The sequence below is a fragment of the Cognatundibacterium luofuense genome (assembly GCF_018139685.1).
Taxonomy (GTDB): Bacteria; Pseudomonadota; Gammaproteobacteria; order Burkholderiales; family Burkholderiaceae_D; genus Undibacterium; species Undibacterium luofuense.
This window is the reverse complement of the sequence record NZ_JAGSPN010000006.1, coordinates 25,903-46,068: the sequence shown is the minus strand read 5'-3', so window position 1 is coordinate 46,068 and position 20,166 is coordinate 25,903. Positions and strand designations below refer to the sequence as shown.

Here is a 20,166-nt window from a genome sequence, read left to right as displayed (position 1 = left end):
TCCGGCCTGCTTATTATTTAAGCAGAGCTCGTGTACAATGGCGTCCCTTTTCAATCTGTTTACTACATCTATTCATCGTGCAGATCGGTCCACACGTTTTACGCAATAATTTGTTTGTCGCACCGATGGCCGGTGTTACGGATCGTCCTTTCCGTCAACTCTGTAAAGAACTCGGTGCCGGTTATGCGGTATCCGAAATGGCGGCATCTGATCCGCGTCTGTGGCAGACCGAAAAAACCTCGCGCCGCCTGAATCACGATGGTGAGATGGAGCCACGTGCAGTACAGATTGCCGGTGCTGACCCGGTCATGCTGGCAGATTGCGCACGTTATAACGCCGACAAAGGCGCCCAGATTATTGATATCAATATGGGTTGCCCGGTGAAGAAAGTCTGCAACGCATGGTGTGGTTCCGCACTGCTACAACATGAACAACTGGTTGGTCAGATTCTGGACGCGGTGGTGCGCGCGGTGGATATTCCGGTCACACTGAAGTTCCGTACCGGCTGGGACCGTGCCAATAAAAACGCACTGACTATTGCAAAAATGGCAGAAGCTGCCGGCATACATATGCTGACCCTGCATGGTCGCACACGTGCGGATGGCTATAAAGGCGAAGCGGAATACGACACGATTGCCGCCGTGAAAGCGGCAGTCAGCATTCCTGTGGTTGCCAACGGCGATATCACCACACCTGAAAAAGCCCGCGATGTCCTCGCTTATACCGGTGCTGATGCAATTATGATCGGCCGCGCTGCGCAGGGCCGCCCGTGGATTTTCCGTGAAATCGCGCACTTTCTGGCAACCGGCGAACATTTGCCGCCACCGGAAATCCGTGAAGTCAAAGCCCTGATGGAACACCATTTGCAAGCCCACTATGCGTTTTACGGTGAATACCTCGGCGTGCGCACTGCGCGCAAACACATAGGCTGGTATGTGCAGGATCTGGTTGGCGGTGAAAGTTTCCGCCAGCACATGAATACGCTGACCGATTGCGAGGAACAACTGAATGCTGTGCGTCATTTTTTTGATTGCATGAGCGGGGAGCGGTTACAATACCGCCCCTTTGAAGAACAAATGGCAGCCTGATGCAAACAATGCAGACAGAAGAGGCGCACGCCATTCTCTGTTTTTTTGCAACGCGCTGTACGGCATAAACGAACTGAATATCAACAAAAGCATGAGCAAAGATAGTATCCAAGAGGCCGTCCATAAAAACCTGGAAAAATATTTCCGCGACCTGGGAGAGCAACCTGCATCAAATATCTACGATATGGTGGTGCATGCTGTGGAAAAACCCATGCTCGAAATGGTCATGAGCCGCGCTGCCAGCAACCAGTCTCAGGCAGCAGATATGTTGGGTATTAACCGTAACACCCTGCGCAAAAAACTGCAGCAGCACGGTTTGTTATAACGCTGATGCAGTCTGACACCGATTTTCTTAACCTTTCATAGTCAACATGATCAAACAAGCTCTTATCTCCGTCTCCGATAAAACCGGTGTTCTGGAATTTGCACGTGAATTGTCTGCACTCGGTGTCAAACTGCTCTCTACCGGCGGTACGGCAAAACTGCTGGCTGACAACGGCCTGCCAGTGACAGAAGTTGCGGATTACACAGGCTTCCCTGAAATGCTGGATGGCCGCGTCAAAACCCTGCACCCGAAAGTACACGGCGGCATTCTGGCGCGTCGTGATCTGCCGGAACACGTGGCAGCCCTGGAACAGCACCAGATCCCGACCATCGACATGGTGGTAGTGAATCTGTATCCGTTCCAGCAAACCGTGGCGAAAGCAGAATGCTCGCTGGAAGATGCGATTGAAAACATCGACATCGGCGGCCCGACCATGCTGCGTTCTTCCGCAAAAAATCACAAAGATGTGACTGTGATTGTCGATCCGGCCGATTACAGCCGCGTACTGACTGAAATGAAAGCCAATGGCAACAAGGTCAGCTACGAAACCAATTTCACACTGGCGAAAAAAGTGTTTGCGCACACCGCACAATACGATGGCGCGATCACCAATTACCTGACCAGCCTCGGTGAAGACAAACAACACACGACCCGCAGCGCTTATCCGCAAACACTGAATCTGCATTTCGATAAAGTGCAGGACATGCGTTACGGTGAAAATCCGCACCAGTCCGCAGCGTTCTACCGCGATCTGGCACCGGCAGCCGGCGCACTGGCCAGCTACACGCAGCTGCAGGGTAAAGAACTGTCTTACAACAATATCGCTGATGCAGATGCGGCATGGGAATGCGTAAAATCGTTCGCCGACAAAGCCTGCGTCATCATCAAACACGCCAATCCTTGCGGCGTAGCAACCGGCGCTTCTGCACTGGATGCTTACAGCAAAGCCTTCCAGACCGATCCGACTTCAGCGTTCGGCGGCATCATCGCATTCAACTGCGAACTGGATGCGCAAGCGGCAGAAGCCGTTGCTAAACAATTCGTGGAAGTGCTGATCGCACCGTCGTTCACTGCAGAAGCCAAAGCGATCTTCGCGGCGAAGCAAAACGTGCGCCTGCTGGAAATCCCGCTGGGCAACGGCATCAATGCGTATGACGTAAAACGCGTCGGCGGCGGCTTGCTGGTGCAGTCTTCCGATTCCAAAAACGTGATGCCGGAAGAGCTGCGTGTTGTTTCCAGCCTGCAACCGACACCACAGCAAATGGCAGACATGATGTTTGCATGGCGCGTCGCGAAATTCGTGAAATCGAATGCAATCGTGTTCTGTGGCAACGGTATGACACTGGGCGTAGGCGCAGGCCAGATGAGCCGTATCGACTCGGCACGTATCGCTTCGATCAAAGCACAGAATGCCGGTCTGACACTGAGCGGTTCCGCTGTAGCATCAGATGCATTCTTCCCGTTCCGTGACGGTCTGGATGTGGTGGTGGATGCAGGCGCTACCTGCGTGATTCATCCGGGCGGTTCTATGCGCGATCAGGAAGTGATCGATGCCGCTAACGAACGCGGTGTTGTGATGGTATTCACCGGCACCCGTCATTTCCGTCACTAATCCGGGTATCGCACAACGCTGCTGACAGCGTTGTGCAGTCCGCATGGGTCATAAGGCCAGTATCTGCGTTGAATCGCTTATACTGGCCTTTTACTTTTCAGGATGTCTGCATGAGCACCATCAGGATACTGGGCATTGATCCCGGCCTGCGTACCACCGGTTTCGGTCTGATTGAAAAAACCGGCCACCATTTGCGCTACGTGGCATCGGGCACGATACAGACCAAAGAAGACAGCCTGCCGGAACGCCTGAAAACCATACTGCACGGTGTCGGAGAAGTGATTCGCACTTATCAGCCGGATTGTGCCGCCATCGAAAAAGTGTTCGTCAACGTCAACCCGCAATCCACATTGTTACTGGGTCAGGCACGCGGTGCCGCGATTTGCGCACTGGTGTCGGCGGATCTGAGTGTGGCCGAATATACCGCGCTGCAAGTCAAGCAAGGCGTGGTCGGTAAAGGCCGCGCTGACAAAACCCAGGTGCAGGACATGGTGCAGCGGCTGCTGAGTCTGAGCGGCAAACCCGGCAGCGATGCAGCCGATGCACTGGGTGTTGCGATCTGCCATGCGCACAGCGGCGACACCTTAGCCACACTGAGCCAGATCGCACCGGAACTGGCTCGCAAAGGCTTGCGCGTTAAAGGTGGCCGCCTGATCGGCTGAGTCGTTTTGGCGGCCGGAATGTCTCGTCAAGCAGCGCGGAATCGTTTACTATCACTGTTTATTCATACAGTACAAGGCAGATCATGATAGGCCGCATTGCAGGAACACTCATCGAAAAAAATCCCCCACAATTGCTGATTGATTGTCAGGGCGTGGGCTATGAAGTCGATGTTCCGATGTCGACTTTTTATCATCTGCCACCGAATGGCGAGAAAGTGGTACTGCTGACGCATCTGGCGATCCGTGAAGATGCGCATGTGTTGTTTGGCTTTGCCACTGCAGAAGAGCGCGCCACTTTCCGTCAGCTGATCAAAATCAGCGGTGTCGGGGCACGGACTGCGCTGGCGATTTTGTCCGGTATGTCTGCGGCAGATCTGGCGCAGGCCGTCAGCCTGCAGGAAGCTGGTCGCCTGACCCGCGTTCCGGGTATCGGCAAAAAAACAGCGGAACGTTTGTTGCTGGAACTGAAAGGCAAACTGGGAGCAGATCTGTTCACCCCGGTCAGTGCAGCCGGTGGCAATGCAGCCCATGGCGATATTCTGCATGCGCTGCTGGCACTGGGTTATTCTGAGAAAGAAGCCAGCGCCGCACTCAAATCGGTCGCAGCGGACGTCGGTGTCTCCGAAGGCATCAAGCTGGCACTGAAAGCCTTGTCTAAATCCTGAATTCCTATTGCGCCATGAGCATCCAGACCGATAACCTGAGCATCGATTTTTCCGAACCGCGTCTGATCACGCCGCAGAATCTGCCCGGCGGCGAGGATGCACTGGAACGCGCCTTACGCCCCAAGCAGCTGGATGAATACGTCGGTCAGAAAAAAATCCGTGGCCAGCTGGAAATCTTTATTCAGGCGGCAAGACAACGCCGCGAAGCACTTGACCACACTTTGTTATTCGGCCCGCCGGGGCTGGGTAAAACCACCTTAGCTCACATCATCGCGCGTGAAATGGGCGTCAATCTGCGCCAGACTTCCGGCCCTGTGCTGGAACGTGCCGGCGACTTGGCAGCGCTGCTGACGAATCTGGAAGCGCACGATGTGTTGTTCATCGATGAAATTCACCGCTTGTCACCGGTCGTCGAGGAAATCCTGTATCCGGCGATGGAAGATTATCAGATCGATATCATGATCGGTGAAGGTCCGGCGGCACGCTCGGTCAAACTCGATCTGCAACCGTTCACACTGGTAGGAGCCACTACCCGCGCTGGTATGCTGACCAACCCGTTGCGTGACCGCTTCGGCATTGTGGCACGTCTGGAATTTTATACTTCTGAAGAGCTGTGCCGCATCGTCAGCCGCTCAGCCACGCTGCTGAATGCGCCGATCGATCCGGAAGGTGCAATGGAAATCGCGAAACGTTCGCGCGGCACGCCGCGTATCGCCAACCGCCTGCTGCGCCGTGTGCGTGATTATGCTGAAGTTAAAGGCAGTGGCACGATTACCAAAGCGATGGCGGATGCTGCACTCAGCATGCTGGATGTAGATGCTGTCGGTTTTGATCTGATGGACAGAAAATTACTGGAAGCGATACTGTTCAAATTCGGCGGCGGTCCGGTCGGTCTGGATAACGTCGCTGCAGCGATCGGTGAAGAACGGGATACGATAGAAGACGTACTGGAGCCGTATCTGATTCAGCAAGGTTATTTGCAACGCACGCCGCGCGGCCGTATGGCAACCGCAATGGCGTATCAGCATTTCGGTGTTGCGATGCCCGATAACACACGTTAAGTCATCCGCTTTTCCTGTTTCTGCCAGAGCGCTGTCCGCTACCTGCGTACAGCGCTTTTTTCATGGTTGAACTGCCTGAAAATGCCTCAAATGCGGTGTTCTGCATAGCGATCCGGCGGTCGTCGGCAGAAAGTCCGGGCCTCCGGAAAACACGAATGACGATATTTGCACAGTGCGTTCCTGACGCAAGCGAAGTTGTCACCCGCTGGTATCTGTCACCGCCGGAAAAACAAAAAGCACCCGAAGGTGCTTTTTGTTGTCTGTGTTCTGAGAAACTCAGAATCAGAACATGTGGCGGATACCAACGTTGTACAGCAACTCAGTCGCGCCGTTACCGGAAGCGATGCCACCTGCGTTCACGTTCTTGTCGTTTTTCAGACGGGAAGCGGAAGTGTACAGGTTAGTACGCTTGGACAGAGAGTGTGTGTAACCGATACCGAAGTAACCAGAGTTTTTGTCAGATGCAACAACATCGTTAGTTACGTAAGAATAAGAAGCGATGATTGCACCAGCTGCGCTGACAGGAACTGTCGCGCCAACGCTCCACAGTTTGTAACCAACGGTGTTGTTGTCAGAACGTACTTTAGTGAAAGACAGTGCGCCTTTTGCTACGCCGAAGTCATAAGTACCACCAACGAAAGCGTGTTTGATTGCGTTCACAACAGCTGCTGTGTCGTTGTCAGCCTGGTAAGCACCAGTCACGAACAGAGGACCTGCTGTGTAAGAAGCAGACAGACCCATACCGCGGCCTTTACCTACGTCACCAGCTTGCTCACCGGCACCGTACTGAACGGAAGCCTGGAAACCGGACAGGTTGTTTGTAGAGTAGTTGATCGAGTTGTTGATGCGTGGGTTTGTTGCGAAAACCAGGTTACCCAGACCAGTTGCGGAAGTAGAAGAACCTGCGTTACCACCGATGATACCGGTGCTGAACGGATCAACTGCATCAACTGCGTCGAAAATTGGTTTGTTTTGACGACCAACCTGAACGGAACCGAAGTCACCGGACAGACCTACCCATGCTGCGCGGCCGAATGCCAGACCACCCTGAGCGGATTTGCCTTCGTCAGCGTTAACGCCCATTTCCAGTTTGAAATTGGCTTTCAGACCGTTACCCAGATCTTCTGTGCCTTTAAAGCCCAGACGGGAACCGGATTGAATGCCACTGTCTACTGCGAATTTGTTGCCAGCAGCGCCAGCACCATTGTGCTCAGCATTGAATGCCATATCCAGAACACCGTACACGGTTACGGAAGATTGTGCTTGTGCAGAACCTGCAACAGCTGCCAGAACTGACAGAGCGATAAGAGATTTTTTCATTGTTTTCTCCAAAGGATGAAAGGGAGTGGATGATGCCGTTTTCGATGCACTGCAACCGGAAACCGGCTACCACTACTGATCACTACTGATTCGGTTTTTAGTTGTAGCCTATTTGACCAAAATTACCACCGCATAGCCAAGCAAAATCGTCCCAGTTGCAGGAAATAAGCAGGAAAATGTCGTTAATTCACAACCAAAATTTACAAAAAAATAACAAAATAAGTATTAACCCTTAGCACTATGCAGAATTCATGTTTCCGCACATTTTTCCGGACAATTCACCCGTTTCAGCGCGACGAATTTCGTCAGAACACATGCTGCATGCCGCTGGCAGCACGCCATGCTGAACGGTAGCCGCTGCCAATGCCGATCAGCCCCAGCGCCAGCATCGTACCCTGCGTGGCGGCAGAACCGGCAATTGCCAGTGTCAGCGAGCCGTACAGAACGGTTCATGTACTGAGGCTGTAATTTGGTAATCAGCAAATATTGCGCAGCCTTGCCGGACAGATCGCCGCTGCGTTGTGACTGGTATGCAGCCACAGTTGATACCAGTTGCGGGGAGTACTGGTAATCAATACCCATGCCAGTCACCGTGATACGCCGCCCGTTTGCATTTGCCTGTGGATTTCCGGACACAGGAATACTGACGTCGCCACGGACAATATCGCCCGCGTAGCTCATGCGGACAGCCCAGTTATCTGACGGACGCCATTTCACACCGGCAGCCCGGGCGTGCAGGCTGGCCGTACCGGTCTGGTCGCGAAACTCGCCGTATGCTAGTGCAACATCATCGCGGCCATTACTGTGAAAGACAGACGCTCCCGCATAAAACGATGTCCGCAGACTCCCAACTTGCTCACAGGCAGGAACCTTCAGGGCAAATCCTGTGCCGTCAGCGACTAGCGAGACATATTTCAACGCATTATTCTGACGCAGTGCTGCACCGCCACAGTTGCTGCCAAATCCGCCATACAAGGCACCGGCGTACATCCCACTGGCAGTACGTTCGGATTGTTCGCTGCATGTACCAGATCCGCCGGATCAGCACGTCCGACCGATTCAACACCCAGAATATTCTGCCTCCCCGCCGTCAGCGTTCCGTAACGACCACTGATGCCCCGCCACGCTGCACGGTCAAATATTGCGATCGAGTTTCCGGTTAGAACCCACTGTTCAGAAATACAAGGCCGGACTGCATTACATTCTTTTGCATGTCTTTTTCCCCTGTTCTTGCGCTGGCGTAAAGGCAGAAAGATGGCTGACTGTTTTAAAATACCGGTTTGCTATTTTTTCGCCGGATACCAACATGAGCAAGCTGTCCGTAGACCGTCTGATTATCGGATTTGACCGCGCATTGCGCACGATTTCCGCGCAACACCTCAGTTCACGCCCCGACCCGGATGCCGGTATTGCCGAGACCGGACTCAGTGATGAAGAAAAACGTCACGCTGCCGGACTGATGCGCGTCAACCATGTTGGTGAAATCTGCGCACAAGCACTGTATGACGCGCAGGGCGCGTTTTCGCAAACGCCTGAAGTGGCCAGAGAATTGGCACATTGCGGCATTGAAGAAGAAGACCACCTTGCCTGGACAGCGCGCCGCCTGAAAGAACTGAATTCGCGCCCCAGTCTGCTGAATCCGCTCTGGTATGCCGGTGCGTACACATGCGGCGTGATTGCAGCGAAATGCGGCGATGCAGCCAGCCTCGGGTTTGTCGTGGAAACAGAAAAACAGGTCGAAGCCCATCTGGCCGGGCATTTATCTGAATTGCCGGAACAGGATCTGAAATCACGCGCCATCGTTGAACAAATGCGGGTTGATGAAATATCGCATGGTGCAACTGCGCAATCGCTGGGCGCATCCGAAACACCGCTGCCGGTACGCATGCTGATGAAAGGCATGGCCAAAGTGATGACGACCACGGCGTATCATTTGTAACCACACATCATTCAACACCCGCTGCAGAGACGTCGCTGCAGCGGCATCCCCACATCCTCGCTATCTGCGGCAATTCCCTGCCAATACTGCCTACCGGTATAGCAACCGTCTATACCTGCATTTCATATTTGAATAAGTCTTCGCAACAAAAAGTTGCCGCACAGAACTTTTTTCTTTGCTTCTGTGTTTTAATAAGCGCCTTGAAAAATTCTGATCTTCACTCCCGCCTCAGTCTGATACGCTGACAGTCAGGCACGGATACGCAATATGCGATATGCGCGCAGCACTGCATGAGTTTCGGTAAAAACTCAGGGCGACGAATATCGCTACGTGTACTAAGCTGTGACTGAACAGCCATGACATGCGGGCAGTGACGCATTGACCCGGAGACACCTATGCGCATCAACACGCCAGTGACAGGCAAAGAAATTGTCATGGCGGATGGCCAGTCCATCGTATCCAAGACAGACCTCAAAGGCCGCATCACTTACTGTAACCCTTACTTCATCGAGATCAGCGGATTTACCGAAGAAGAACTGATCGGTAAGCCGCACAATCTGATCCGTCATCCCGATATGCCGCCCGCCGCATTCGGTGATTTGTGGGACACCATCAAAAACGGAATGCCGTGGACCGGACTGGTCAAAAACCGTTGTAAAAACGGTGATCATTACTGGGTCAAAGCGAATGTCACACCACTGATTGACGACGGTCAGGTGACTGGTTATATGTCGGTACGAACCCGGCCCGCCCGCGCAGAGATTGATGCTGCTGAGCATCTGTACCGGCTGATGCGGGAAGGCAAACCGACGGGCCTGTTGCTGCGTAACGGACATTTACTGCCGGACACGCTGACAGCCCGTCTATGGCGCAAAATCAGTCTGGCAGCAAAACCACGTCTTGCGCTGGGCATGAGTGTCAGTCTCGCTGGTTTGCTTGGTTTCGGCGCTGCCTATATCGCGGAAGCGGGGCTCAGCATGACAAACGCCGCTGCGCTGGGATTCCTGAGTTTTGTGCTGCTGTATCAGTGGTACGTCATCCATACCCGTTTGCTGAACCCGGTACAGAATGCAGTGCGCGCAGCACGTGCGATTGCGGGCGGCGATCTGACGCATGAAATTCCGCCGGGCGACCAAACCGAAATGGGGCAGCTGCAACAGGCATTGCGTCAGATGCACATCAATCTGCATTCAATCGTGATTGATGTTTCGCGTAATGCGAGTGAGATTCGTACCGGCACGGAAGAAATTGCTGCCGCGAATATGGACTTATCGGGTCGCACCGAATCGCAGGCATCCAGTCTGGAAGAAACCGCGACCAGCATGGAACAGTTTGCCGACACCATACGCCAGAATTCTGAAAGCGCAGCAGAAGCCAGCCGGCTTGCCGATGCCACTACGGAAGTTGCTGCCAAAGGTGGTGAGATGGTCAGTAAGGTCGGTGAAACCATGCAGGAAATCAGTCAGTCTGCGCGTCAAATCGAAAGCATTATCAGCCTGATTGACGGCATCGCGTTTCAGACCAATATCCTCGCACTGAATGCGGCGGTGGAAGCTGCGCGTGCCGGCGAACAGGGGCGCGGCTTTGCCGTTGTGGCGAATGAAGTACGGAGTCTGGCGCAGCGCTCTGCCGGTGCTGCCAAGGATATTAAAACGCTCATTGATACTTCCGTCAGCAAAGTCAGCAGCGGTAACAAAATTGTGGAAGAAGCCGTGACCACCATGCAGCAACTGGTCAATTCCGTCAAACAAGTGAATGCGGTGCTGCATGAAATTTCAGTCGCCAGTCTGGAGCAGCGTGAAAGTGTTGATCAGATGAACAGTGCGATGGGGCTGATGGATGAAGTAACGCAGCAAAACGCGGCAATGGTGGAACAGGCAGCGAATGCAGCGGCAAACCTCGCCACGCAAACGGTACAGCTGGAGCAGGCAATCAGCGTGTTCAAACTGGAACCGCACGGCACAATACCTGCCGGCATCCGTGCCGCACGTCCGGCCAGTGTATCTGCCGGAACAAAGACTTCACGTCATCCGCGCCTGCACTGAAACGGTTTGGATTCACAAACAAAAAACGCTGCTCACCGCAGCGTTTTTTTTAGCAAAATGCAGGAGAAAATGCTGAATCAGAACATCAGGAAGAAAAATGCCGCTACCGCTGTTGGTACCAACGCGGATAACAAAAGCCATAAAGGACTGACTGCCTGATCTTCAAATTCTGATTTCAGAATCGCATAACCAGCCGGATTCGGTGCATTTGCCACCACAGTTAAACCGCCGCCGGTCACTGCACCGGCAACCAGCGCGTATTGCGCACTGGCTGGTAAGCCTTCCACCAGCGAACCCAGATATGTCAGCGCCGCATTATCAGTCAAAGCGGTCAGTGACACCGCACCGAAGAATAAAACTTTGTCGTTCATACCAGCCAGCAAGGGCTGCAGCCACCATTGCTGCAAACCACCGAGCACTACCAGTCCGGCCAGAAAGAAAGCCACCAGCAAACCTTCACGCAGCATCAGTCTGTCCTGATAACGCTGATAAGCTTCAGTGAAGCCGAGGAAAAATAAGAACAAACCTATGTACACCACCGGATAGTGGGCAAATACCACCGTCGCAGCCATAAATCCCAGATGCACTACCACTACGGACAACGGAATACCTTCCTGATTTGCATCCTGCTGTTCACGCTGCAGTGTCAGCAATTCTTTTTTAAAGAAAAATGTTAATAACAAGCCATTCAGAAATACTGCACAGGCTGCTTTCCAGCCGAATACCGACGCCATAAACGGCGTGCTCCAGCCCCATTTTTCAGCCACCATCAGCACTGGTGGTGCTGCAAATGATGTTAGCACACCGCCAATCGAAATATTCACAAACAGCGTTGCCAGTGTCAGATACTTCATACGCTGACTGACATTCTGCTTAAAAATACGGTCGCGCAGCATCAGCGCTGCCAGCGTCATTGCCGCCGGTTCGGTGATCAGCGAACCCAGCAGTGGTACCAGTGTCAGGCAAAGTAAATATGCAGATAAGGCCGGATGAAACGGCAGCACAGCGCTGATCCGGTTCACCATGGTTTCCACCGTCCACAAAATCGGACGGGTACCGGCAATCACCAGAATCGCGAACACGAACAAGGGTTCTGTGAAATTCTGGCCTTCCAGATAATGCACTGCATCGGCCGGCGTTTGCAGCAAAGCCATGCTGCCAACCAGAATAAATGCCCAGAAGCCGAACACCACTTCGACTTCGCCGAGCAAGTGGAATAAACCTGCGTGGTGACGGCTTTTGTGTGCCAGTTCCAGAAAGTATTTGGTGGAGAAAGTATGCAATAGCGCGAGCCCGAAAATAGCGGCGGCGGTGTATTGCATGACAGGGGTAAAACTCATAACAAGGCTCCTTTCCTGTGCGGCACTGCGCCGCAAGGCGGCAGGCCGTGACAGACAGACACGACCTGCTTCAGCCGTGCTGTCAGATTTTTTCGAGTTTGGCTACGCTGAGATCCAGCAGCTTCATCCCGAATTTTCCAAAATTGATATGGGCGCGTGCCTGACTGCCGCTGCCTTCCAGCTGCACGATCACACCTTCGCCGAATTTCGGATGTGATACGTTTTGCCCCGGACGCCAGCCATTGTCCTGTCCGCCCTGCTTGCGCATCTGGCTGGCAATCTGATTCACACCGCTGGCCGGATTATCATCCCATGCAGCTTTACGCGGTGGCGAGAACCAACCCGGTTTTGTCTGTGGCGACAGCCATTTCAGCGATTCTTCCGGCAATTCATCCAGGAAGCGGGAACGCAGGTTATAGCGGGTCTGACCATGCAGCATACGGGTTTGCGAAAAGCTCAGATACAAACGGCGACGTGCACGCGTAATCGCGACATACATCAGGCGGCGCTCTTCTTCCAGTCCGGCTTCTTCCTGCGCACTGTTTTCATGCGGGAACAAACCTTCTTCCAGACCGGTGATGAACACATTATTAAATTCCAGACCTTTGGCGGAATGCACTGTCATCAGTTGCAAGGCATCCTGACCAGCCTGCGCCTGATTATCACCGGCTTCCAGCGATGCATGCGACAGGAAAGCTGCCAGCGGCGACATCACTGCCGGTAACGCGGCTTCCGCATCAACGATCTGCACATCGCCACTGCTGATGACGGTGATGTTTTCTGCGCGCGGACCGGCAAAGGCCGGCGCATCTTTACCGAAACCTTCTTCAGTAACAAACAGTACCGCCGCATTGACCAACTGCTCCAGATTTTCTACGCGGTCGGCACCTTCTTTTTCGGTCTGATAATGCTGTTTCAGCTGACTGCGGTCCAGCACCATGTCCACCATTTCCGGCAGCGGCATGCTTTGGGTTTCAAAGCGTGTGCTTTCGATCAGACGCACAAACTGGCCCATGGTCGCGCCGGCTTTACCGGCCACATACGGCACGGCGGCGTACAGCGATAACTGATGCTGACGCGCTGCATCCTGCAATTGCTCAAGTGAGCGGGCACCGATGCCGCGGGCCGGGAAATTCACCACCCGCAGAAAAGCCGCATCATTGTGCGGGTTATCCATCAGTTGCAGATACGCGATGGCGTGCTTGATCTCGGCACGTTCGAAGAAGCGCAAGCCGCCGTACACGCGGTAAGGCATATTCGCGCTGAACAAGGCATGTTCGATCACGCGCGACTGCGCATTGGAACGGTACAGCACCGCGATTTCATTGTAGGGCGAGCCTTCGCGTACCAGACTGCGCACTTCATCCAGAATCCAGTTCGCTTCCTGAATATCGCTGCTGGCTTCCATCACGCGCACCTGTTCGCCTTGTCCGGCATCGGTGCGCAGATTTTTACCCAGACGCTTACTGTTGTTCGCAATCAGGATATTCGCGCTATCCAGAATATGACCGTGCGAACGGTAGTTTTGTTCCAGCTTAATCAGATTTTCGACCGCAAATTCCTGCTCGAACGCGGTCATATTGCCGACGTTTGCGCCACGGAAAGCGTAAATACTCTGATCATCATCACCGACCGCAAACACCGCAGCCGGTGTGCGCGTACCGACACCGGCCAGCAGCTTCAGCCAGCGGTATTGCAGGTCATTGGTATCCTGAAACTCATCGACCAGAATATGGCGGAAACGCGCCTGATAATGCTCGCGCAGCGGCTGGTTGTGTACCAGCATTTCATAGGTGCGCAGCAGCAACTCCGCAAAATCCACCACGCCTTCGCGCTGACATTGCTGCTCATACATTTCGTAGATCTGTACCAGCTTGCGGTTGAACTCATCGTAAGCATCGACTTCACGCGGACGCAGGCCCTGCTCTTTGGCGCTGTTGATGAAATACATCAGCGTTTTCGGCGGGAATTTCTCATCATCAATCTGATTCGCTTTCAGCAGGCGCTTGATGAACGCCATCTGATCAGCAGAATCCATGATCTGAAAGGTTTGCGGCAAACCGGCATCGCGGTGATGGGCGCGCAGCAAGCGGTTACACAAGCCGTGGAAAGTGCCTATCCACATGCCACGGGTATTTACCGGCAGCATCGCCGACAAACGCACCAGCATTTCCTTGGCGGCTTTGTTGGTAAAAGTCACCGCCAGCACGCCGCCGGAAGAAATCTGACCGGTCTGGATCAGCCACGCAATGCGCGTGGTCAGCACCCGGGTTTTGCCGGAACCGGCACCCGCCAGAATGAGTGCAGACTGGGCCGGTAAAGTCACGGCCTGCAGCTGCTCCTGATTGAGATTGTGAAGTAAATTTTGCATAAGCCCGATTATACGTTCAGACGAGGACTACTGGACATTTACACAGGTGAAATGCGGATTTTTGCCGCATGATTTCGCGCTCGCCGGCAGGAACTCCGGGCTTTCATTGGCGTCAGATGCAGAAAGCAGCATAATACCCGTTCAATCTTTTCACCCGGAACTTCCATGCGTCAGATTCTTTCCCTCGTGGCTGCCAGCCTGATTTCCCTGATTCCCGCCGCCAGCCAGGCGATGACGATACTGCGTCTGGATACCAACCTGATTCTATACGGCCCGGTTGTACGTGAAGATCTGGCGCCGTTCCGTCAGGAATTGTCGCGCGCACCGGTCAAGCATGTGGTGCTGGCGGAAAGCCGTGGCGGCGATCTGACCGCGGCCTACGGTATTGCTGACCTGATCCGCAAAAACAATATCAATACCTCGGTCAAAGGTTTTTGCGTATCGTCCTGTGCGGTGATGTTCATGGCAGGCACGGAACGTCAGATTATCGAAGAAAAGAATTACAAAAAAACCATACTCGGTTTCCATGCGCCGCATAACAAAGAGACCAAAGAAGTCAGTGTGGATGGCGTACCGAAGTTACGTAACTATCTGCTGAAAACCAGCGGCGGCAAGTTCCCGCCGGAATTGCTGGATAAGGCGATGAATATCCGCGACGCATCCGACATGCTGATTTTCTATTATCCGGAAGAAGGCAAACAAAGTGTCTGGTTCTGTCCGGCCGGTGCGAAGCCGCGTCCGAAAGGGTGTGAAAAACTGGAAGGCGATGCGCTGAGCGCCGGTGTGCTGACCACGCTCGATCGTCTGAACGTGGCAACGCTGGACCCGAAACCATCGAAAACTGAAGAAGGCAAGGAACCGGAAGATCCGGTCAACAGTGCCAGCGAAAAGTAATCAGCGCGTTTTCAGCGCTGCAGATTGTGCAAATATCGTCATCTGCACTTTTCTGAGACCCGGACTTTCTGCCGACGACAGGCGGATCGCTATGCTGAACACCGCATTTGAGCCGAAATCGGGTGCTTTTGGACGCTTCGGGCGCTGTCCGGTGCTTTCGGGTGCATTCAGAGACTGTCTCCGCCGTGATGGCAAGCTTGTCTCGCAGCCGGGTCAGCGTACGCTCAGACTGCGGGAACGAAGCAAACAGCGCAAAGCAAAAAGCACGGAACGCCGCTAACGGCATCCGTGCTTTTTTCATACTGTAATGACGCGAATCTGAGGGCTTACCTGCGTCTCAGTTTCAGCGCAACATTCAGCGCCAGCGTCAGAACAGCGCCGCAAATGCGCGTGCTGCCGCTTGCGGATCTTCTTCAAAATACACACTGCTGATCGCCGCCACCATTTCACTGCCACGCTGCACCAGCGGCTGGCAATTTTCCAGCGTCATCCCGCCAATCACCACGCGCGGCAAACCGATACCGGCGGCATCGCTGACGATATCGTACCCGGTACGAAAATCGTATTTTTTGATACGCGACGGATAAAAACCACCAAAGGCAATGTAACTGGCACCGGCAGCAGCGGCATCTTTTGCACGCTGCAAATCACCGTAGCAGGATGCGCCGACAATTTTGTGCCCGCCCAGCGCAGCCCGTGCAGCAGCCACATCAATATCCGTACCGCCAACATGGAGGCCATCCGCATCCAGCGCCTGACATAAATCCAGATGATCATTGATGATCAGCGGTTTCTGATACTGACGGCACAGGCTCAGCAAAGCGGCGGCCTGCTCCATACGCTGCAATGGTTGCGCCGTTTTATGACGGTACTGCACAAGCGCTGCCCCACCCTGCAAAGCCTGTTCGGTCACTGTCAGCAAACGCGCAGTATCGTCCCAGTCCGGTGTCACGATATACAAACCACGCAGGGTTTGATGTTGTTGTTCCATATTTCAATTATCCACTTAAGATCTGGCCGGAATTTTTTGTCCGGCACCGACGGAAAACGCCCGTTCCAGTGTGCGCTGCGTATACGCCTGCGCACGGCTCAGCGCTTCCGGCATTGCCGCGCCGCCAGCCAGTTGTCCGGCAATCGCGGCTGCCAGCGTGCAACCGCTGCCATGAAATTCACCAGGCAAACGCGGCCACTGCCATTCCTGCGACGGCTGATAATCTGACTGGCAATCCCGCTGACGGAACCAGACATTGCGCACAGCCTGTTCATCGCTGTGTCCGCCTTTAACCAGCACATCCGCAGACTGTGATGGCATCCACGCCGCCAGTTGCGTACGCCAGTCTGCCTGTGGCATTGCACTAAGCCTTGCCAGCTCCGGCAGATTCGGTGTCAGCAGCGTCGCCTGTTGCAGCAAAGGCTGCAACGATTGCACTGCGTCATCCACACCCAGTCTGTCACCGTGCCCGCTGCCGAGCACGGTATCCAGCACCACCGGCAAATCCGCTTGCTGTGCGCGCAGTTGTGCAATCCGCTGCGCCAGCATCACCGCCATCGCCGCACTGCCGACGATCCCGATTTTGATCGCTGCAAAACGATAGCAGCGGCTGAACACATCGAGCTGATGCGCAACGATCTCCGGCGACACCGGATGCACCGCATACACGCGATTATGATCCTGCACCGTCAGAGCCGTAATCACAGTCAGTGCATGCGCGCCCTGCGCTGCAATCGCTTCCGCATCCGCCATGATGCCGGCACCGCCGCCGGGATCATGCCCGGCCAGCACCAGTACCAGCGGCTTGTCGCTGCTGTGCATCAGACCACGCGGCCTGCCATCGGTGACGATGGCGATGCAGCGAATTTACGCGGCATACGACCGGCGAGGAAAGCTTCGCGGCCACCTTCAACCGCCAGCTTCATCGCACGTGCCATGCGCACCGGATCTTTGGCACCGGCAATCGCGGTATTCATCAGCACGCCATCGCAACCCAGTTCCATCGCGATAGCAGCATCCGACGCCGTACCGACACCGGCATCCACCAGCACCGGTACTTTTGCCTGCTCGATGATCAGCGACAGATTCCACGGATTCAAAATACCCATACCGGAACCGATCAGCGATGCCAGCGGCATCACCGCAACGCAACCAATGTCTTCCAGCATACGCGCCTGAATCGGATCATCGCTGCAATACACCATCACATCGAAACCATCTTTAACCAGCACTTCGGCAGCCTTCAGGGTTTCCGGCATATTCGGAAACAGGGTTTTCTCATCACCCAGCACTTCCAGCTTGCACAGCTTGTGGCCACCGAGCAATTCACGCCCTAATTGCAAAGTGTAGATCGCATCTTTCGCGTTATAGCAACCGGCGGAATTCGGCAGGATGGTGTAACGGCTCGGAGGTACAGCATCCAGCAAACTCGGTGCATTCGGGTCCTGACCGATGTTCACACGACGGATTGCCACCGTGATGATGTCTGCGCCGCTGGCTTCAGTCGCCAGACGGGTTTGCTCCAGATCTTTGTATTTACCACTGCCCACCAGCAGGCGGGACTGATAGGTTTTACCGGCAATCGTTAAGCCGGTGTCTGCCTGAGTATTCATTCATCTGTTCCTTATCATTGGTCTGCATACTGCGGGCAGGCAAGCACCTGCCCGCAGTGTCAGTGATTAACCACCACCGATGGCACGCACGATATCGACCTGATCACCGGCTTGCAGCTGATGTTCCTGCCAGCGGGCGCGGGTGACGATTTCGCGGTTCACGGCCACCGCCACCGCCTTATTCGTCAGTTGCAGCTCCGCAATCAGTGCTGCCACCGGCGCAGTCGCATCCCAGCTGCGCGCTTCACCATTCAGTTGTATCGTGATCGTGCTCATTGTTTTTTGTAGATTTCAGCGCCGTTTTTCACAAACTCCACCGCTTTCACTTCCATGCCTTTTTTCAGCGCATCGGTTTCGCTGACACCATTGGCAGCAGCGAATTCGCGCACTTCCTGCGTGATTTTCATGGAACAGAAATGCGGGCCGCACATCGAGCAGAAATGCGCGACCTTGGCGGAATCTTTCGGCAGGGTTTCATCATGGAATTCACGCGCTTTATCCGGGTCCAGACCCAGATTGAACTGATCTTCCCAGCGGAATTCAAAACGTGCTTTGGATAAAGCGTTATCACGGATTTGCGCACCCGGATGACCTTTCGCCAGATCGGCTGCATGCGCCGCAATTTTGTAAGTGATGATGCCGTCTTTGACGTCCGCTTTATTCGGCAGACCCAGATGTTCTTTCGGTGTCACGTAGCACAGCATCGCCGTACCGTACCAGCCGATCTGCGCCGCGCCGATACCGGAAGTGATGTGGTCGTAACCCGGTGCGATATCCGTCGTCAGCGGGCCCAGCGTGTAGAACGGTGCTTCGTGGCAGTGTTCCAGTTGCAGATCCATATTTTCTTTAATCATCTGCATCGGTACATGGCCCGGACCTTCGATCATGACCTGCACATCATGCTTCCATGCGATCTGAGTCAGTTCACCCAGCGTACGCAATTCGCCGAGCTGCGCTTCATCATTCGCGTCATACACAGAACCCGGACGCAAGCCGTCACCCAGACTGAAAGACACGTCATAGGCTTTCATGATTTCGCAGATGTCTTCGAAATGGGTGTACAGGAAATTTTCTTTGTGATGCGCCAGACACCATTTCGCCATAATCGAACCACCGCGTGACACGATACCGGTCAGACGTTTCGCGGTCAGCGGCACATATTGCAGACGGACACCGGCGTGGATGGTGAAGTAATCCACACCCTGCTCTGCCTGTTCGATCAGCGTGTCACGGAAAATTTCCCAGGTCAGGTCTTCCGCTTTGCCATTCACTTTTTCCAGCGCCTGATAAATCGGCACGGTACCGATCGGCACTGGCGAGTTGCGGATAATCCATTCGCGGGTTTCGTGGATATGCTTACCGGTGGACAGATCCATCACGGTATCGCCACCCCAGCGTATCGCCCAGGTCATTTTTTCAACCTCTTCACCGATCGACGATGTCACCGCCGAGTTACCGATGTTCGCATTGATTTTGACCAGGAAATTACGGCCGATAATCATCGGTTCAATTTCCGGATGGTTGATGTTCATCGGAATAATTGCACGGCCGCGCGCGATTTCATCACGTACAAATTCTGGTGTGATTTCAGCAGGAATCGCGGCACCGAAAGACTGACCCGGATGCTGACGTCCCATCAGATCGGCAGTGCGCTCGCCCATAGGGCCGGAAGCGCGCAGGTTTTCTAAATATTCACGACGACGCAGATTTTCGCGGATCGCCACATATTCCATTTCCGGTGTGATGATGCCCTGACGTGCATAATGCATCTGGGTCACGTTTTTACCGGCCAGTGCACGGCGCGGTTTGCGGCTCAGGTTAAAACGCAGCTCAGCCAGTTTCGGGTCTTGCAGACGTTCGATACCGTAAGCCGAGCTTGGGCCAGCCAGTTCTTCGGTATCCGCACGTTCTGCAATCCACGCAGCGCGCAGCGCAGGCAGACCGGAACGGATATCAATACTGGCATCAGGATCAGTATAAATACCGGAGGTGTCATACACATACACCGGCGGATTTGTTTCTGCGCCGAAACTGACCGGTGTATCTGCCTGAGAAATTTCGCGCATAGGAACGCGGATATCCGGACGGCTGCCGGTGACATAGACTTTACGGGAATTCGGCAGTGGCTTGACTGCGGCTTCATCCACCTTCGCGGTAGACGATAAGAATTGCGGATTGGCGTTCAATTTGGCTCCTTTGCGGTTGGCATGGAGCCAGCAAAGGAATTCCGGAGACGGCCT

The 20,166-nt window shown here is 54.2% G+C and carries 18 protein-coding genes; 9 read left to right on the top strand and 9 right to left on the bottom strand.

Features of this window, described 5'->3' with window-relative positions; all coding sequences use genetic code 11:
* Window positions 1-77 precede the first annotated feature (77 nt).
* The 6 genes from dusB (at window position 78) to ruvB (ending at window position 5,413) form a co-directional block, all read left to right on the top strand.
* Complete coding sequence (dusB, locus tag KDM89_RS09570) at window positions 78-1,088, top strand: tRNA dihydrouridine synthase DusB (RefSeq protein ID WP_212687722.1); 1,011 nt, start codon at window positions 78-80, stop codon at window positions 1,086-1,088.
* A 91-nt stretch (window positions 1,089-1,179) separates the two neighbouring features.
* Complete coding sequence (locus KDM89_RS09565; RefSeq protein WP_189357530.1) at window positions 1,180-1,413, top strand: Fis family transcriptional regulator; 234 nt, start codon at window positions 1,180-1,182, stop codon at window positions 1,411-1,413.
* Between the two features lie 46 nt (window positions 1,414-1,459).
* The gene (gene purH, locus KDM89_RS09560; RefSeq protein ID WP_212687721.1) at window positions 1,460-3,025 is read left to right on the top strand and encodes a bifunctional phosphoribosylaminoimidazolecarboxamide formyltransferase/IMP cyclohydrolase; all 1,566 of its coding nucleotides are present in this window, start codon (window positions 1,460-1,462) and stop codon (window positions 3,023-3,025) included.
* A gap of 119 nt (window positions 3,026-3,144) precedes the next feature.
* Entirely contained in the window at window positions 3,145-3,687 is a 543-nt protein-coding gene (gene ruvC / locus KDM89_RS09555; RefSeq protein WP_212687884.1) for a crossover junction endodeoxyribonuclease RuvC, read from the top strand.
* 83 nt (window positions 3,688-3,770) lie between these two features.
* Entirely contained in the window at window positions 3,771-4,352 is a 582-nt protein-coding gene (ruvA, locus tag KDM89_RS09550) for a Holliday junction branch migration protein RuvA (RefSeq protein WP_189357528.1), read from the top strand.
* Window positions 4,353-4,366: 14 nt separating this feature from the next.
* Complete coding sequence (gene ruvB, locus KDM89_RS09545; protein WP_212687720.1) at window positions 4,367-5,413, top strand: Holliday junction branch migration DNA helicase RuvB; 1,047 nt, start codon at window positions 4,367-4,369, stop codon at window positions 5,411-5,413.
* Between the two features lie 282 nt (window positions 5,414-5,695).
* On the opposite strand, the gene KDM89_RS09540 is transcribed toward ruvB, so the two are convergent.
* On the bottom strand, window positions 5,696-6,733 hold the full coding sequence (locus KDM89_RS09540) for a porin (RefSeq protein WP_212687719.1): 1,038 nt from the start codon (window positions 6,731-6,733) through the stop codon (window positions 5,696-5,698).
* 249 nt (window positions 6,734-6,982) lie between these two features.
* Window positions 6,983-7,723: a porin family protein gene (locus KDM89_RS09535; protein WP_212687718.1), complete on the bottom strand. Its 741-nt coding sequence runs from the start codon at window positions 7,721-7,723 to the stop codon at window positions 6,983-6,985.
* A 316-nt stretch (window positions 7,724-8,039) separates the two neighbouring features.
* On the opposite strand from KDM89_RS09535, the gene coq7 reads away from it, so the two are divergent.
* Together coq7 and KDM89_RS09525 are read left to right on the top strand one after the other, a co-directional pair.
* Window positions 8,040-8,672, top strand: coding sequence for a 2-polyprenyl-3-methyl-6-methoxy-1,4-benzoquinone monooxygenase (coq7, locus tag KDM89_RS09530; RefSeq protein ID WP_212687717.1), 633 nt, complete (start codon window positions 8,040-8,042; stop codon window positions 8,670-8,672).
* Between the two features lie 395 nt (window positions 8,673-9,067).
* Window positions 9,068-10,717: a methyl-accepting chemotaxis protein gene (locus tag KDM89_RS09525; protein WP_212687716.1), complete on the top strand. Its 1,650-nt coding sequence runs from the start codon at window positions 9,068-9,070 to the stop codon at window positions 10,715-10,717.
* Between the two features lie 77 nt (window positions 10,718-10,794).
* Here KDM89_RS09525 and KDM89_RS09520 read toward each other — a convergent pair whose 3' ends face one another.
* Window positions 10,795-12,057 carry a putative Na+/H+ antiporter gene (locus tag KDM89_RS09520; RefSeq protein ID WP_212687715.1) on the bottom strand — a complete coding sequence of 421 codons (1,263 nt, stop codon included), beginning with the start codon at window positions 12,055-12,057 and terminating at the stop codon, window positions 10,795-10,797.
* Between the two features lie 82 nt (window positions 12,058-12,139).
* Window positions 12,140-14,428 (bottom strand): UvrD-helicase domain-containing protein, encoded by a 2,289-nt coding sequence (locus KDM89_RS09515; protein WP_212687714.1) that lies wholly within the window; start codon window positions 14,426-14,428, stop codon window positions 12,140-12,142.
* A gap of 165 nt (window positions 14,429-14,593) precedes the next feature.
* On the opposite strand from KDM89_RS09515, the gene KDM89_RS09510 reads away from it, so the two are divergent.
* Entirely contained in the window at window positions 14,594-15,322 is a 729-nt protein-coding gene (locus tag KDM89_RS09510; RefSeq protein ID WP_212687713.1) for a hypothetical protein, read from the top strand.
* A 367-nt stretch (window positions 15,323-15,689) separates the two neighbouring features.
* Here KDM89_RS09510 and thiE read toward each other — a convergent pair whose 3' ends face one another.
* From thiE to thiC, 5 genes are all read right to left on the bottom strand, one after another.
* Window positions 15,690-16,313: a thiamine phosphate synthase gene (gene thiE / locus KDM89_RS09505; RefSeq protein WP_212687712.1), complete on the bottom strand. Its 624-nt coding sequence runs from the start codon at window positions 16,311-16,313 to the stop codon at window positions 15,690-15,692.
* Window positions 16,314-16,328: 15 nt separating this feature from the next.
* Complete coding sequence (thiD, locus tag KDM89_RS09500; protein ID WP_212687711.1) at window positions 16,329-17,135, bottom strand: bifunctional hydroxymethylpyrimidine kinase/phosphomethylpyrimidine kinase; 807 nt, start codon at window positions 17,133-17,135, stop codon at window positions 16,329-16,331.
* Window positions 17,135-17,926, bottom strand: a complete 792-nt coding sequence (locus tag KDM89_RS09495) for a thiazole synthase (protein WP_212687710.1) — start codon at window positions 17,924-17,926, stop codon at window positions 17,135-17,137. The genes thiD and KDM89_RS09495 overlap by 1 nt, the downstream gene beginning before the upstream one ends.
* Before the next feature lie 66 nt (window positions 17,927-17,992).
* Window positions 17,993-18,202 (bottom strand): sulfur carrier protein ThiS, encoded by a 210-nt coding sequence (gene thiS / locus KDM89_RS09490; RefSeq protein WP_212687709.1) that lies wholly within the window; start codon window positions 18,200-18,202, stop codon window positions 17,993-17,995.
* Entirely contained in the window at window positions 18,199-20,112 is a 1,914-nt protein-coding gene (gene thiC, locus KDM89_RS09485) for a phosphomethylpyrimidine synthase ThiC (protein ID WP_212687708.1), read from the bottom strand. Before thiC ends, thiS begins: the two co-directional genes overlap by 4 nt.
* Between the last annotated feature and the right edge of the window lie 54 nt (window positions 20,113-20,166).